Origin of the sequence: Mesorhizobium sp. M1312 (genome assembly GCF_040318115.1) — a bacterium.
In the GTDB taxonomy this organism is placed as follows: domain Bacteria; phylum Pseudomonadota; class Alphaproteobacteria; order Rhizobiales; family Rhizobiaceae; genus Mesorhizobium.
On record NZ_JAMYLQ010000002.1, the window covers coordinates 396,662 to 411,437 of the forward strand.

Here is a 14,776-nt window from a genome sequence, read left to right on the forward strand (position 1 = left end):
ATTGGTCAATTTTCAGCCAAGTTGCTGAAAAGGCACGACAAAAACATGATTTCTTTACTCATGTTTTAAATCTCAATCCAAAGCGACCGAGATAGGTATTGGCGATAGCGTCCAGATGTCGCTTACAAGGGGCCTGGGGATTCAAGGGAATGAAAAGAATATTTGGAACCATTATCGCAGCCTCAATGGCATTCACGAGTCAAGTGCTTGCGATGACAGAAGGCGAATTGAAGGAAATGACGGCGTTCATCATAAATGCCAATGGCCTCTTATGCGCTGAGGTGACCGACATCAGGCCGCTTCAGCTTGACGGCCAATTTGAAGTCACATGCATTGAGTATCGAGGGGGAAGCGGTACCGTCCGCTATATTATGAACGCGAAACAGGGTACTGCCTTCAAGGCATAACAGTTGGGAGACGTCGCTTCACAGCAGATGCGGCGCGCCGAGCTGTCTAGCAGCACGAATACGGCATCAGGATCCTGTCCGCGGTTTCAGCGCCCGGAGTAGCGGTGATCTGACTGTTGATGTCACGCAGCATCTGGTCCGGCGTGCTCGATGCGAACGTCGTCGCTCAGGGCGCAGAAAGGAGATCGATTTCAAGGGCACGGCTATGGATCGACCTGATCTCGTTCGCGACCAGTTCCTGCAGCCGCCACAGATTGCGGTCGCGAATGCCGAATTCTTCCAGATGATGGACGGTGTTGTAGAGATATTCGGCGCCGGACCCGACATGCCCGCACGCCCGCGCCAGCACTTGCGCTACCCTCTCCAGCGGCTGGTTGAGCGACGTCCCCCTGCCGGTCACACCGACCCAGAAGCCCAGCGCCCGCAGTGAACCTTGAGCCGTACGCACCGGAAGCCATCTGACAGAGCCGACGCTCTCGTGATCGTCGATCTCGCGCCGCAACAGTCTTTCGATCTGCAGCAACTTTTCCCCCTCCGGCAAGCGGTAGATCACACCCTCGCATCGCCCACCTCGTTCGAGCGCCATCATTAGTCCCGGCTGCGCAGCGCTGCCGCGCCAGCGAGCGATGTCGAGGCAGAAGGACCGATGCCAGCCGAAAGCGGTGGCGCGCTGTCGCTCGACGGACTCGAAGGCCGGTTTCCAGATCAGCGAGCCATAGGCGAACACCCACAACGGGCCGGCGTCTGCTTCATCAGATAGCCGCGACGCAAGGGTTTGGAAATCCTCATCGTTCAGTTGCGTCCAGCTGCCATCGGGACCGGGATCGGTTTCCTCCCGATGGCATAGCGCGACAAGCTCTGAAGTGAGCGACATCCGGCGCATGGATCAACACTCTCCGTTGACGATAAGCAAAGTCGAAAACCGCAGCATGCGCAAGATTGCGAACGAGGGGCGCCTTGCCGCCATCGATTTCTGGCCCAGATGTCGGAATTCCGTCGCGAGGATCGTCCTCGATGGATCACGCATGATCGATAACTGGAAACCCAAGGAGCACGACAATGCCAAAATCCCCGATGCCCTTTTTCTGGTACGAGCTGATGACCACCGATCTCGACGCCGCCGAAGCGTTCTACACCGCTGTCGTGGGCTGGAAGGCGCAACCCTTCGAGGGCGCGCCCGGCATGCCGCGCTATATCGTCATGAATGTCGGCGAGCGCGGCGTTGCCGGGCTGATGGCGCAGCCGGACGAAGTGCGCAAAATGGGTATGCCGCCGGCCTGGATCGGTTACATCCACACCAGGGATGTCGACGCTTCGACGAAATCGTTGAAGGAAGCCGGCGGTGCGGTTCATCGCGAACCCGATGACATTCCGGGCGTCGGCCGCTTTGCCGTCGTCGCCGATGCGCAAGGCGCGGCCTTCAACTTCCTGCAGCCGGATGGCCCCGACCAGCCGCCGGTGCCGGCCACCACTCCCGGCCATGTCGGCTGGCATGAACTCTACACGACCGACTGGCGGGCTGCGTTCGATTTCTATTCCGGCCAGTTCGGCTGGACCAAGGGCGACGCCATGGATATGGGGCCGATGGGCATCTACCAGCTCTTCGCCGCCGGCGGCGAACCTATTGGCGGCATGATGAACAAGCCCGAGCAGATTCCCGCGCCGGTCTGGTTGTTCTATTTCAATGTACCTAGCATCGACGCGGCGGCCAAGCGGGTGACCGATAATGGCGGCGAGATTCTGATGGGGCCGATGGAGGTCCCCGGCGGCGGCTGGATCGTGCAGTGCACGGATCCGCAAGGCGCTCATTTCGCGCTGACGGGGCCAGTGCGGTAGGCGTCCTGACCAACCGAGTGCTGCCGCTGGATCTTTCCAGCGTCAGCACCGCAATTTTGAGACCGGCCTTTTGGCGCCGTTAAGTTGGACGGTCGCGGCATCGGCTATGTGTCGTTCGGCGACGACAAGAATTGGGAGCGCGAGTTAGCGAAAGAGCTTCGGGGAGCCGAAGTACCATTCGATCCGGGTGATGTTCTTCAGGCGAAATCTATCGTGCCCATGGCGGCGGTTCGCCCGCCTCTCGCGCTGATCGCGCCGGGGCACTGAACCAGCCCGATACCTATCAAAATTGAACAGCCGCACCGCACCTTTGGTGCGATGCGGGCAAATGAATTGCCTCAGGGCGCAAAGTCATTCCGGCGCCAGCACCGCAACCTTAAGGGTCTCTTTCCTGGCGCCGCTGAGCTGAATGGTCGCCGGGCCGGCGTCCAGTTTGAAGCGCACGCTCTTGCGGATCCCCTGACAGGTCTTCATACCACTGAAAGCCGCCAACTTCACGGCTTGCCGTCCTGAACGACATCGATCCAGGCCTCATCGGACAGGCTGATCTGGAGCTCTCCCTCCGGGGGCACGGCCACGCTTGCCGTCGCGCCGAATGTACCGGCTGCCGGCGCGCGTTCCGGCGGAACAGTGAAGCTGATCGTGTCGACCGGCACCAACGCCACATCTGCAGCCTCGCCGACCGAAAGGTCAGCGCCGGACTGCGCGGCGGGCGCCGCCGCAAACAGGGCCTCCTCGCGCGTCACCGGCCATTTGAAAGCAGCACAGCCGGCGTCGTCGGCCATGGCGACGCTGGTGCCTGCAAGGATGGCGAATAGGCTGACGAGGACTTTTCTCATGGCAAACGGAACCCACATGGTTTGGAGTGTCTGGCTTTCAATACAACTATAGCGATCTTTATGCAATCTTAGATAGAATAAAAGGACGAGGAACATCCCAATCACCGGCTGTTGATGGCAGGCCAACCGCAGGTGCTGGGTATTCTGCGCATCATGACCGCGTTGCAGTTCATCGAGCACGGCGCTGGACAACCGCCGCAGCGCTTGAGCCGCCACAAACGGCGCCTTCATCCCCGCATCCGTTCGAGATTCGCGTCGAACAGCGGTGTCGGCCGCACGCGCGCGGGATAGCGCTTACCCAAGAGCTCGATCTCGAAACCGTCGGCCTCATCGGCGATTTCCTTCGGCACGTAGCCCATAGCCACGGACGCCTTCGAATGATGCGCGAAGCCGCCTGACGTGACCCAGCCGCGCACGGCGCCGTCGAACCAGATCGGCTCGTCGCCGATGACGTCGGCGTCTGCCGCATCGACGACAAAGGCGCGCAGCCGCAGCTTACCGCCTTGCTTGCGCTCAGCCAGTGCAGCCTGCTTGCCGATGAAATCGGTTTCTTTCCCGTAGGCGACGAAGCGATCGAGCCCGGCCTCCAGCGGACCATAGATCGGCCGGTATTCGCGCGCCCACGAGCCGTAGTTCTTCTCCAGCCGCAGCGCATTGAGCGCGCGCGAGCCGAACAGGCCGATGCCGAATTCTTCGCCAGCCGCCATCAGGGTCTGGTACGCGGCACGCTGATATTCCGGCGCCACCCAGATCTCGTAGCCGAGATCGCCGGTGTAGCTGACGCGGCCAACCAGGCACGCCGCCATGCCGATATCCATCTTGCGGATGGCCATGAACGGAAACGCCGCATTCGACACATCCGCCCGCGTGACTTTTGCCAGCACGTCCCGGGCATTCGGTCCGGCGATCGACAGGCCAGTCAGTCTCGCCCCCAGCGCCTCGATATGGACCGAGCCATCTTGCGGCAGATGCGCCTCGAACCAGCGCATGTGATACTGCTCGGCAATGCCGGAGCCGGCGAGGAACCAGTCCTCCCCGTTGGAATTGGGGCTGCCGAGATTAGCCAGCGAGAAATCGCCGATCAGCCTGCCGTCTTCCTTCAGCATCGGCGCCAGCGCCATGCGGCCGGCTTTTGGCAGCTTGCAGGCAAGCAGGCGGTCGAGCCATGCTGCCGCGCCCTCGCCCGTCACTTTGTATTTAGCGAATGACGAGATTTCCGACAGGCCGACACTTGTCCGCACTGTTTTCACCTCTTTTGCGATATGCTCGAAATCGCTTGAGCGTCGCCACGAGAACTCGTCCCTGACGCCCTCGGGCGCATACCACAGCGGCACTTCCAGCCCGTAGGCCACGCCCCATTGCGCGCCCATGGCCGACAAAAGGTCGTAGACCGGCGTGGTCTTGAGCGGCCGCCCGGCAGGCAGCTCCTCATTGGGGAAGCGAATGGAAAAACGCCGCGAATAGTTTTCGCGCACCTTGGCGTTGGTGTAGGCCATCGTTGCCCAGTCGCCGTAGCGCGAGACATCCATCGCCCAGATGTCGGCGCCGGGATCGCCCTCGATCATCCAGTTCGACAGCGCCAGGCCGACGCCGCCGCCCTGCGAAAAGCCGGCCATGACGCCGCAGGCGACCCAAAAGCCCGGCAAACCGCGCACCGGCCCGACCAGCGGGTTGCCGTCGGGCGCGAATGTGAAGGGGCCGTTGATGATCTGCTTGATGCCGGTGTTCTGGAAGGCCGGAAAATGCCGGAAGCCGACCTCCAGCGACGGCGCGATGCGGTCGATGTCGGGCTCCAGCAGTTCGTGGCCGAAATTCCACGGCGTGGAAAATTCGGACCATGGCTTGTTGGCCTTCTCATAGGTACCCATCAGCATGCCGCCGCGTTCCTGGCGCAGATAGAGCTCGCCGTCGAAGTCGACCGCGTGGATGATCTCCGTGCCGGTCTTCTGGTTCCAGGCGGCGACCTCAGGCATGTCCTCGGTGATCAGGTACATGTGCTCCATGGCCAGCACCGGCAGTTCCAGCCCGACCATGCGGCCGACCTCGCGCGCCCATAGGCCGCCGGCGTTGACGACATGCTCGGCCACCACCTCGCCCTTGTTGGTGATGACGCGCCACAGCCCGTCGTCGCGGCGCACTATGTCCTCGACCTTGGTGAAGCGTTCGACCTCGGCGCCAAGCTTCCTCGCCGCCTTGGCATAGGCGTGGGTGACCCCAGAGGGATCGAGATGGCCGTCCTCCTTGTTGCGGACAGCGCCGACGAACTGCTTCGGGTCGAGCAGCGGCATCAGCTCGGCCGCCTCGTCAGGCGAAATCTCCTCGAGGTCGATGCCGAGATAGCGGCCCTTGGCAACGACGCCGCGCAGCCAGTCGAGCCGCGCCTCGGTCGCCGCCAGAAGCACGCCGCCGGTCAGATGCACGCCGGTCGCCTGGCCGGACAGTTCATCGATCTCCTTGTAGAGCGAGATCGTGTATTTCTGCAGCTTGGCGACGTTGGGATCGCCATTGATCGTGTGCATGCCGCCGGCCGCATGCCAGGTCGAACCGGAGGTCAACTCGTCACGCTCCAGAAGCACGATATCGGTCCAGCCGTGACGGGCCAGATGGAACAGCACCGAACAGCCGACGACACCTCCGCCAATGACCACGACCTTTGCATGCGATTTCATGGGTTTTCTCGTTATTTCAGTGAGTTGGACGGGTGAAGTGAATCGGGATGACAGGAGTTGAGCGGACCGATATCAAAGCCATCACGGCTCGCCCTGCCCGATCGCTTCCTTGCGCCTGGCCACATACGCCTCCAGCGCCTCGCGCTCGGAAATATCCATCGCCGGTTCGACATGATCTTCCAGCGCTTTCTTCCACAGCCGCGTCGCCCGCGCCGTGGCGTCGAGCCCGCCGGCCTCCTGCCACGCCTCGTAGTTCTGCCAGTTGGACAGCATCGGTTGGTAGAAGGCGGTAGCGTAGCGCTCCAGCGTGTGCGGTTCGCCGAAGAAATGGCCGCCGGTCGGCACCGCCCCCAGCGCCTCGACGGCGAGTTCCGCCTCGTTGACTTCGATCGGGCGCAAAAACTCCATCATGTGCTGGATCATCTCGATGTCGATGATGAACTTTTCGAACGACGCGGTCAGCCCGCCTTCCTGCCAGCCGGCAGCGTGGTAGACGAGATTGCCGTGGCCGAGCACCGCCCCCCACAGCGCCATCAGCGTCTCATAAGCGCCCTGCGCGTCGGCGGCGTTGGAGGCCGAGCCCGGCGTCGTCCGGTAGGGCAGTCCATAGCGCCGTGCCAGCTGCCCGGAGGCGACGTTGGCCTTGGTGTTCTCCGGCGTGCCAAAGGCCGGCGCACCGGACTTCATGTCGACATTGGAGGTGAAGGCGCCATACATGACCGGAGCGCCAGGGCGGACAAGCTGCGTCAAGACCACGCCGAACAGCGCCTCGGCGTTCTGTTGCGCCAGCGCCCCGGCCAGCGTCACCGGGCTCATCGCCCCCATCAACGTGAACGGCGTCACCGCGACCGATTGGCCGAACTCGGCCATGGTCATCAGCCCTTCGGCCATCATCTCGTCGAAGCGGCGCGGCGAATTGACGGAGATGATGGTGGTGACGCCGGGATCGTCGCACATCTGATCGAGGCTCAGGCCCCGCGAAATCGCCATCATTTCGATGCCGTCCAGCGCTCTGCCGCGGCCGATCGCCGAGACGTGAAAACTTTTATCGGTCAGCGTCAGATTGGCGAAATAGGTGTCGAGGTGGCGGGAATTGGCCGGCAGTTCGACGGGCGCGCAGACCTGGTTGCCGAGCATGTGTACGCAGTTGAAATGCTGCGCCAGCCGGGTGAGATCGCAATAGTCGCGCAGGTTGCCGGCGCGGCGGCCGCGTTCCATGTCGTGTACATTGGGCGGTCCCGCGACCAGCGTGAAATTGATGGTGTTGCCGCCGAGATGGACGGTATGGGCCGGGTTGCGCGGCGTCAGCGTGTAGCTGGACCGCGTCGTCCGCAGTGCCTGGTCGACCATACCGCGGTCGATGCGGACAGTCATCGATGCTTGATCGACCTTGGCCCCAGCATTCTCGAACAGCGAAAGCGCCCGCGGGCTCATCACCTCGATGCCGAGATTCTCCAGAATGTGCATCGACGCCTGGTGGATCGCCTCGATCTGGTCGACCGAGAGCATCGCCATTGGCGGATAGGGATTTGTCACGCGGCGCAACGGCAGTTGCGGAATGGCGGCCGGTCCCCGGTTGCTGGTTCGCTCGGCGCCGCGCTTGCGTCTCGGTTCGTTCATGCGGCGCATCAAAGCGCCGGCACGAGGATCGGGCTGTCAGAAATCCGCCACCCGCGGGCGTGATTTTAGCCAAGGCGGCATGTCGGGAATTTCATGCCGACAAAAGCGACAGAAAACGTCGGAATATCTATCCTCGCTCTGCCGTGACCAAAGCGGCCGATGGGCCGTTAAGGAGCGCAGCAAGATTCCTTTTATGTTTTCGGCCTAATCCTCTTCCAATGGGTAGGTCGAGCTTTAGTAAAGTTGTAACTGTTGCCGTGCTGCTGGCGTTGTCGGCCTGCGCGACGCCGCCACGCCATATCAACAATGTTTGCGCCGTGTTCGACCAGAATGACGGTTGGTTCGACAACTGGCAGGCGGCCGCCGAACGCGCCGAACAGAAGCACGGCGTGCCGGTTCCCGTGCTGATGGCGACTGTGCGCAAGGAATCCGGCTTCAAGAGCAATGCGAGGCCGCCGCGCACCAAGCTTCTCGGTTTTATTCCCTGGAAACGTGTCTCCAGCGCCACCGGCTTCTCGCAGGCGCTCGACGGCACCTGGGCGCAATACCAAAGCGAGACCGGCAGCTGGGCGGCGCGCCGCACCAGCTTTGCCGATGCCGTCGATTTCGTCGGCTGGTATCATTCCAAGACATCAGACACGCTCGGCGTCGCCCGCAACGACACCTACAATCTCTATCTGGCCTATTATCTCGGCTGGACGGCCTATGGCCGCGGCAACCGCGGCGATGCCGGCGTGCAGCGCTATGCGCGGGCCACCGAGCAGATGGCCCGGGACTACGCCGCACAGCTACGCCAATGCGCGCCTTGATGGCGCCACGGATCTAACCATCCGTCAACTTCGGCTTTTTGCCACGCGGACGCTTGGGCGGCGCGCCGGCAAAGCCCGGACCGATGCCCTGCGGCGCGTCGTCCGGCACTCCCTCACGGGCGGCATGCTCCTTGTCGAATTTGATCACCGGCTCCATTTTCGCCAGCACATCGTCAGCAAGCCAGCACAGGCTCATATGGCCGTCGCCGAGATGCTTGACCGGCGGCACCTGCGTCTCGCAAAGATTGTCAGGCACCAGCTTCTTGTAACCGCAGCGGGTCTGGAACGGACAGCCGGTCGGCGGGTTCATCGCCGACGGAATGTCGCCTTCCAGCACGATGTGCTTCTTGATTACGCTGGTGTCAGCGATCGGGATCGCCGACAGCAGCGCCTCGGTATAGGGGTGATAGGGCGGCGAAAAGATTTGGTCGGTCGTGCCCTGCTCGACGATATAGCCGAGATACATGACGACGACGCGGTCGGCGATGTAGCGCACCACCGACAGGTCATGGCTGATGAACAGCATCGTCGTCTTGTTCTTGCGCTGGATGTCCATCAGGAGCTCAGTCACCGCAGCCTGCACCGACACATCGAGCGCCGAGACCGGCTCGTCGGCCACCACCACCTTGGCGTCGCCGGCAAAGGCCCGCGCCACGCCGATGCGCTGCTTCTGGCCGCCGGAAAGCTGGCGCGGCTTGCGGGTCTCGAACGCCCGCGGCAGCTTCACCAGGTCGAGAAGCTCCAGCATGCGTTGGCGGCGGTCGGCGACGGTATTGCCGACGTTGAACTTTTCCAGCGTGCGGATGATCTGCGAGCCAACCGAGTGGCTGGGATTGAGCGTGTCGAACGGATTCTGGAACACCATCTGGATCGACGACACCGTCTCGACGCTGCGCTTCTCGACGCCGGTCGACTCGATCCGCTGGTTGCCGAGTGTCACGCTGCCCGAGCTTGCCGTCTCCAGTCCGAGCAGCACCTTGGCCAGCGTCGACTTTCCGCAACCGGACTCGCCGACGATGGCGACGGTCTCGGATTCGCGTGCCATGAACGAGATCGTCTCGTTGGCCTTGACGACGCGGCCTTCGCTCGAGCCGAACACTTCGCTGCCGCCGACCTTGTAGTACTTCTTGAGATCCTCGATCTTGAGCACCGGCGCGCCGGGCTCGACGCGCTCGTTGACCTTCTTGGCGCCGGGTGGCAGCGCCTCCCAGTCGATCTCGTTGAAGCGTACGCAGCGCGAAAAATGGCCTTCATGGCCGTCGACCGCGATCATCGGGATTTCGGCGGCGTTGCAGACCCCCTCGACGAAATGGTGGCAGCGGGGGCCGAAGTTGCAGCCCTTCGGCCGTTCGTGCGGCAGCGGCAATTGCCCCGGGATTGAGATCAGAGGCCGTGAATTCTTGTCGGCGCCGGGCAGCGGGATCGAGCGGAACAAGCCTTGCGTGTAGGGATGGCGCATCCGGTCGAAGACGTCCTTGATCTTGCCGGTCTCCACCGCTTCGCCCGAATACATCACCGTGATGCGGTCGCAGGTTTCCAGGATCAGGCCGAGATTGTGCGATACGAAGATCATTGAGGTGCCGAACTTCTCGCCGAGCCCCTTGACCAGGTCGACGATGCCGGCCTCGACGGTCACGTCCAGCGCCGTCGTCGGCTCGTCGAGCAGGAGCAGCGCCGGCTTCGACAGCAGCGCCATGGCGATTACGATACGCTGTTGCTGGCCACCGGAAAGCTGGTGCGGAAAGGAGCGCATCATGCGCTCGGGATCGGGCAGCCTGACCGAGCGCACCATTTCCAGCGCGCGCCTATAAGCCTCTTCCTTCGACACCTTGTCGTGAATCAGCGGCACTTCCATCAGCTGCTGGCCGACCTTCATTGCCGGGTTCAGGCTGGCCATCGGCTCCTGGTAGATCATCGCGATCTTGTTGCCACGGATGGCGCGCAGTTCCTCGTCGGACAGTTCGCCCATGTCCTTGCCCTGGAACTTTATCCGGCCGCCGACGATCTTTCCGATGTTGGAGAGGTCGCGCATGATGCCGAGCGACACGGTCGACTTGCCGCAGCCGGATTCGCCGACGATGCCCATCGCTTCGCCAGGCATGACCGTGCAGGAGAAGTCCATAACGGCCGGTATCTCACCCTTGCGGGTGAAGAAGGAGATCGACAGGTTCTCGATCTCGATGATCGGCCCATTGGTCGGCCCATTGGTCGGCTTGGCGGGATTTCGAACTGCCTCATTCATGGGTCGCTCCAATCCTTGTTCTTTCAAGCATATCGGGCCGAGAACCCGTCCATCAATCTTTCATCGATTGTTCACGCAGCGAGTCGGCCAACAGATTAAGGCCCAGCACGAACGACATCAGCGCGATCGTCGGCGGCAGCGCCGGATGGATGAACGAGCGCAGCAGCCGGCTGGCGTCCTTGATCGCGGTGCCCCAGTCCGGGCTCTCGGGCGCCAGCCCCAGGCCGAAATAGCCGAGCGTACCGAGCAGGATCGTGGTGTAGCCGATACGCAGGCAGGCATCGACGATCAGCGGCCCCCGTGCGTTGGGAAGGATCTCCCACAGCATGATGTACCAGGGCGATTCACCGCGCGTCTGCGCCGCCGCCACATAGTCGCGCGTTTTGATGTCCATGACCAGGCCGCGTACGATGCGGAACACGCCAGGGCTGGAGGCGAACACCACCGCCACGAAGATGTTGAGCTGGTTGGGATCGATATGGATGATCCTGAACGGGTCGGCATCGAAGACCAGCCCGGCATAGACCCAGCCGCCAATGATCAGCGTCAGTCCCAGTAGGATGTAAAGGCGGTCGGGCCGCTTCTTATAGCGCGTCCAGAACAGCACGCTGAAGAAGATGATCGGAAACAGGAAGAACAGGCCGGCCATCGCATAGGGAATCGGCGTCTCCATGATGCCTGGCGTCACCAGGAGGTAGAACAGGAGGATCACCGGGAAGGCGAGCACCAGGTTGGCGAGGAAGGACAGCACCGTATCGATCCTGCCGCCGTAGTAGCCGGCCGGCAGGCCAAGCGTGATGCCGACCATCAGCGCGAAACCGGTCGCCGCCGGCGCGATGATCAGCACGATCTGGCTTCCATAGACCATGCGGCTGAACACGTCGCGGGCAAGCTTGTCGCCGCCGAACAGGTAGACCAGTCCCGATTGCGGCTCGACCGCGCCCGGCAGTGCATCCTTCATGATCGGGATCTGGACAAGCGGATTGAAGGGCGAGATGGTCGACGCGAAGATCGCCGTGAACAGCCAGAACAGGCAGATGCCGACGCCGACGATGCCGACGCTGCTGTCGAAGAGCTGACCGTAGAGGCCAAGCCTCTTCTTGTAGGCAAAGCTCGCCCCCATCACCAGGACGAGAGCGATCCAGACCGGCCAGAAACGCGCAAGCACGCCAAGCACCACATTGAAGGCGCCGATATATTCAAGCTGCATCCGCCCGATCCTCTATTGAACTCTGATACGCGGATTGAGAAACGCGTAGCCGACATCGGAAATGAGCTGCGTGATCAGGACGATGAACACCGAGACCAGGGAGCAGCCGAGCAAAAGATCGATGTCGTTATTGCCGGCCGCCTCGACCAGCGTGTAGCCAAAGCCCTGGTAGCGGAACATCACCTCGACGATGACGACGCCGGTGAGCAGCCAGGGAAATTGCAGCATAATGACAGTGAACGGCGCGATCAGCGCGTTGCGCAGCGCGTGCTTGACCACGACGCTGCCGAAGGAAAGGCCCTTCAGCCGGGCGGTGCGGATATATTGCTGCGTCATCACCTCGACCATCGAGGCGCGGGTCATCCGGGCGATGTAGCCGATGCCGTAAATCGCCAGCGTCATGACAGGCAGCGTGAAATTGTAGAAGGTGATGCCCCGGCTGGCCGAAGCCGCCGAACCGTTCAGCAGGCCGAGCCATGAGGCGAAAATGACGGTGAAAATGACGCCCGACACATATTCGGGCGTCGCCGTCGAGGCGATCGAGGCGACGGATAACGTCCGGTCGGTTCGCGAGCCTTCGCGCATGCCGGCGAGGATGCCGATCAAAAGCGAGATCGGCACCATCACCACAAGCACCCAGAACATCAGGATACCGGTGGCGCCGAGCGCCGGGAAAAGCTTCGACGCGACCGTCGTCTTGAACTTGGTCGAGCAGCCGAAATCACCCTGTAGCACGCCGGAGAACGTCGGCTCGACAGGATCGTTGCAGAACGAAAAACGTCGCGCGGGGTTGCCCGTTGCCGGGTCTGTAACTGGCTGTTTGGGCACGATACCCAGCCATTGGCCGTAGCGGGAGAAGAAATTCTGGCGGTAGCCGTGGTTGACCAGCCAGCTTTCGAGCTGCTCGGCCGAGGTGTGCATTTCGGTCTGGCTGATCGCCAGTTTTTTCAGATTGGGGTCGAGATTGATCAGGAAGAACACGACCATCGTCAGGCACAGCATCGTCAGTGCCATGGTGCCGAGGCGTCGAAGGATGAAAGAAAGCATGGCGGTCCCCCTGCCGGTCTGGTTGGGGTTGAGGCCGGCTTGGAGCCAACTCAGCCGCTATCGGCAGAACTGGCTGTCAAACGGACCCTCAGAATGCGATCAACCCTGTCTTATTGCACGTCCCTATCCGAAGAGTCCGCGCTTTTCTTGCTGCGCCTACTTTCGGTTCTGGAATCATGCATGGCGTGGGTGGAAGGGGCGGACCGCCCCTTCCACGATCGATCCGATCAGGCCTCGTCGAGCCAGACCTTGCCGTAGTCGCGCTCGAAGGTCGGGTGCATGGCGTAGTTCTTAACGGCAGCCACCGAGTGACTGTAGAGCTTGCGCCAGTAGGGCTGGATGATGATGCCGGAATCCTGCAGGATCTGCTCGATGTCCTTCATCATCTCCTTGCGCTTGGCGGCGTCGGCGACCGAAAGCGCGGCGTTGAGCTTGGCATCCCATTCGGGATTGGACCAGGCGGTTTCGTTCCAGGCCTCTCCGGTGCGGTAGCCGATCGCCAGAACCTGGACGCCGAGCGGCCGCATGTTCCAGTTGGTCATCGACAGCGGATACTTCGTCCAGTCGTTCCAGAACGTCGAACCCGGCAGCACCGTGCGCTTCACCTTGATGCCGGCGTCGCGCATCTGCGCGGCGATCGCATCGCCGGTATTCTTGTGCCAGTCTTCATCGACCGTGATCAGCTCGTGCTCGAAATCGGCCTGGCCGGCTTCCTCCATTAGCGCCTTTGCCTTAGCCGGATCGCGGGCAATCTTCGGCAGCTCGTAATATTCCGGATGGATCGGGGCGACATGGTGGTTTTCGGCGACAGTACCGGCATTGCCACCCCCCAGCTGGAGCACGACAGAGTTGTCGACCGCGAGCTGCAGCGCATTGCGAACCTTCTGGTCGTCGTAAGGCTTGTTGGCCACGTTGGTCCGGCAGACGATGGTCGCTGCGGTGACCACCTCGTACTTGACTAGGTCGACACCGTCCAGGATCGACACATAGTCGGCCGACGTCTCGAAATTGGTATGGACCTCTTCCGATTCGAAGGCGCTGACCGTGGCTGCCGGATCAGTGCCGTAGTCGATGAACTCGATGCCGTCGAGAAAGACCTCGCCGTCCCACCACTTGTTGTCTTCGCGGCGCTTGTAGACGACTTTCTGGCCGACATCGTAGGAGACGAGCTCGAACGGGCCGGTGCCGATCGGGCAGGCTTTGAAATCGCCGCCCTTTTCGTCGAAGGTCTTGTGAACGACGAGACCGGGATAGTCGCACACGTTGGGGATGAGCGCGATATCCGGCGTGCTGAGCTTCAGCTTCACCGTCAAATCGTCGACCTTGGTGACTGCGCTCTCATCCAGCTTGTCGTCCTTGACCAGCGAGCCGAGACGGCCGGGCATGGAATTGCCTTCGGCCTTCTTGTCGGCCCAACGCTTGAAGTTGAAGATGACATCGTCCGCGGTGAACGGATCGCCGTTGTTCCAGGTGACGCCCTTGCGCACATGCAGGGTGTACTCGGTGGCATCGTCGTTGACGTCCCAGCTCTCGAGCAGGTAGGGGCGGAACGTGTATTCGTTTGTGTACTTGACCAACGGCTCGATTGCCTGGCGCTCGGCATTGGCGATTTCCGACCAGTCGGCCTTGCGCGGATCCTTCGGATCCTTGATCCACATAGCGACCTTCAATATGCCGCCCTTCTTGCCCTGTACGTCCTGGGCTCTCGCCGGCGTCGGGTCGGCCAGGCCGAGCATACCATAGGCCATCGCCGTGGACGCGCCGAAGACGCTGGCCAAAGCGAGAAACTCGCGGCGATCGACACGTCCGGCCCTGGCTTCTTCGGCCATTGCATGGATGTGATCCGGAACGCGATCGCCATTACTTTTGTAGATTGTCATCACGAACTCCCATTGTTGGCTTTCTGCCTTTTACCATTCCGCATCCGGGCCATGATGTCAAAAACGGCACGGATTGGGAACATGCCAAGGAATGTGCAACTTTGGAAGGGAAGCAGTTCGCGTGATAACGACAGTCTTGGCGCAAAATTGCTATTGCCCGGCAGATTTCGTCCGAATCTCCGGCATCGATCAAACTGAGACATTCACGACAGCGCCG

11 protein-coding genes and 1 pseudogene are annotated in these 14,776 nt (G+C 61.8%); 4 read left to right on the forward strand and 8 right to left on the reverse strand.

The annotated features are described in order from the left end of the window. The first annotated feature begins 149 nt into the window (after window positions 1–149). Window positions 150–407 (forward strand): hypothetical protein, encoded by a 258-nt coding sequence (locus NKH36_RS04645; protein ID WP_352960447.1) that lies wholly within the window; start codon window positions 150–152, stop codon window positions 405–407. Between the two features lie 166 nt (window positions 408–573). Here the strand turns inward: NKH36_RS04645 and NKH36_RS04650 are convergent, their stop codons facing one another. Then, on the reverse strand, window positions 574–1,290 hold the full coding sequence (locus NKH36_RS04650; RefSeq protein WP_352960449.1) for a gamma-glutamylcyclotransferase: 717 nt from the start codon (window positions 1,288–1,290) through the stop codon (window positions 574–576). Between the two features lie 176 nt (window positions 1,291–1,466). On the opposite strand from NKH36_RS04650, the gene NKH36_RS04655 reads away from it, so the two are divergent. Both NKH36_RS04655 and NKH36_RS04660 read left to right on the forward strand, forming a co-directional pair. After that, window positions 1,467–2,243 (forward strand): VOC family protein, encoded by a 777-nt coding sequence (locus tag NKH36_RS04655; RefSeq protein ID WP_352960451.1) that lies wholly within the window; start codon window positions 1,467–1,469, stop codon window positions 2,241–2,243. An 84-nt stretch (window positions 2,244–2,327) separates the two neighbouring features. Beyond that, window positions 2,328–2,510 (forward strand): hypothetical protein, encoded by a 183-nt coding sequence (locus NKH36_RS04660; RefSeq protein WP_352960453.1) that lies wholly within the window; start codon window positions 2,328–2,330, stop codon window positions 2,508–2,510. An 84-nt stretch (window positions 2,511–2,594) separates the two neighbouring features. Here NKH36_RS04660 and NKH36_RS04665 read toward each other — a convergent pair. The 3 genes and pseudogenes from NKH36_RS04665 to NKH36_RS04675 form a co-directional block, all read right to left on the reverse strand. Continuing rightward, window positions 2,595–3,100: pseudogene (locus NKH36_RS04665) on the reverse strand (hypothetical protein). A 209-nt stretch (window positions 3,101–3,309) separates the two neighbouring features. Beyond that, window positions 3,310–5,751, reverse strand: coding sequence for a GcvT family protein (locus NKH36_RS04670; RefSeq protein WP_352960456.1), 2,442 nt, complete (start codon window positions 5,749–5,751; stop codon window positions 3,310–3,312). Window positions 5,752–5,832: 81 nt separating this feature from the next. Next, the gene (locus NKH36_RS04675; RefSeq protein WP_352960458.1) at window positions 5,833–7,371 is read right to left on the reverse strand and encodes a trimethylamine methyltransferase family protein; all 1,539 of its coding nucleotides are present in this window, start codon (window positions 7,369–7,371) and stop codon (window positions 5,833–5,835) included. 218 nt (window positions 7,372–7,589) lie between these two features. Between NKH36_RS04675 and NKH36_RS04680 the strand changes: the two genes are divergently transcribed. Continuing rightward, complete coding sequence (locus NKH36_RS04680; RefSeq protein ID WP_352960460.1) at window positions 7,590–8,180, forward strand: transglycosylase SLT domain-containing protein; 591 nt, start codon at window positions 7,590–7,592, stop codon at window positions 8,178–8,180. A 13-nt stretch (window positions 8,181–8,193) separates the two neighbouring features. Here the strand turns inward: NKH36_RS04680 and NKH36_RS04685 are convergent, their stop codons facing one another. The 4 genes from NKH36_RS04685 to NKH36_RS04700 all read right to left on the reverse strand — a co-directional run bounded on the left by NKH36_RS04685 (window position 8,194) and on the right by NKH36_RS04700 (window position 14,559). Continuing rightward, complete coding sequence (locus tag NKH36_RS04685) at window positions 8,194–10,422, reverse strand: dipeptide ABC transporter ATP-binding protein (protein WP_352960462.1); 2,229 nt, start codon at window positions 10,420–10,422, stop codon at window positions 8,194–8,196. A 52-nt stretch (window positions 10,423–10,474) separates the two neighbouring features. Continuing rightward, a complete protein-coding gene (locus tag NKH36_RS04690) occupies window positions 10,475–11,632 on the reverse strand; it encodes an ABC transporter permease (protein WP_352955132.1) in 1,158 nt (385 codons plus the stop codon). Window positions 11,633–11,644: 12 nt separating this feature from the next. Beyond that, window positions 11,645–12,679: an ABC transporter permease gene (locus NKH36_RS04695; RefSeq protein WP_352960464.1), complete on the reverse strand. Its 1,035-nt coding sequence runs from the start codon at window positions 12,677–12,679 to the stop codon at window positions 11,645–11,647. A gap of 227 nt (window positions 12,680–12,906) precedes the next feature. Further along, window positions 12,907–14,559 (reverse strand): ABC transporter substrate-binding protein, encoded by a 1,653-nt coding sequence (locus NKH36_RS04700; RefSeq protein WP_352960466.1) that lies wholly within the window; start codon window positions 14,557–14,559, stop codon window positions 12,907–12,909. Between the last annotated feature and the right edge of the window lie 217 nt (window positions 14,560–14,776).

Coding starts and splice junctions, on each gene's coding strand:
- NKH36_RS04690 (WP_352955132.1), bottom strand. CDS start 11,632: ATGCAGCTTGAATATATCGGCGCCTTCAATGTGGTGCTTGGCGTGCTT.
- NKH36_RS04645 (WP_352960447.1), top strand. CDS start 150: ATGAAAAGAATATTTGGAACCATTATCGCAGCCTCAATGGCATTCACG.
- NKH36_RS04650 (WP_352960449.1), bottom strand. CDS start 1,290: ATGCGCCGGATGTCGCTCACTTCAGAGCTTGTCGCGCTATGCCATCGG.
- NKH36_RS04685 (WP_352960462.1), bottom strand. CDS start 10,422: ATGAATGAGGCAGTTCGAAATCCCGCCAAGCCGACCAATGGGCCGACC.
- NKH36_RS04695 (WP_352960464.1), bottom strand. CDS start 12,679: ATGCTTTCTTTCATCCTTCGACGCCTCGGCACCATGGCACTGACGATG.
- NKH36_RS04670 (WP_352960456.1), bottom strand. CDS start 5,751: ATGAAATCGCATGCAAAGGTCGTGGTCATTGGCGGAGGTGTCGTCGGC.
- NKH36_RS04675 (WP_352960458.1), bottom strand. CDS start 7,371: ATGAACGAACCGAGACGCAAGCGCGGCGCCGAGCGAACCAGCAACCGG.
- NKH36_RS04680 (WP_352960460.1), top strand. CDS start 7,590: ATGGGTAGGTCGAGCTTTAGTAAAGTTGTAACTGTTGCCGTGCTGCTG.
- NKH36_RS04700 (WP_352960466.1), bottom strand. CDS start 14,559: ATGACAATCTACAAAAGTAATGGCGATCGCGTTCCGGATCACATCCAT.
- NKH36_RS04655 (WP_352960451.1), top strand. CDS start 1,467: ATGCCAAAATCCCCGATGCCCTTTTTCTGGTACGAGCTGATGACCACC.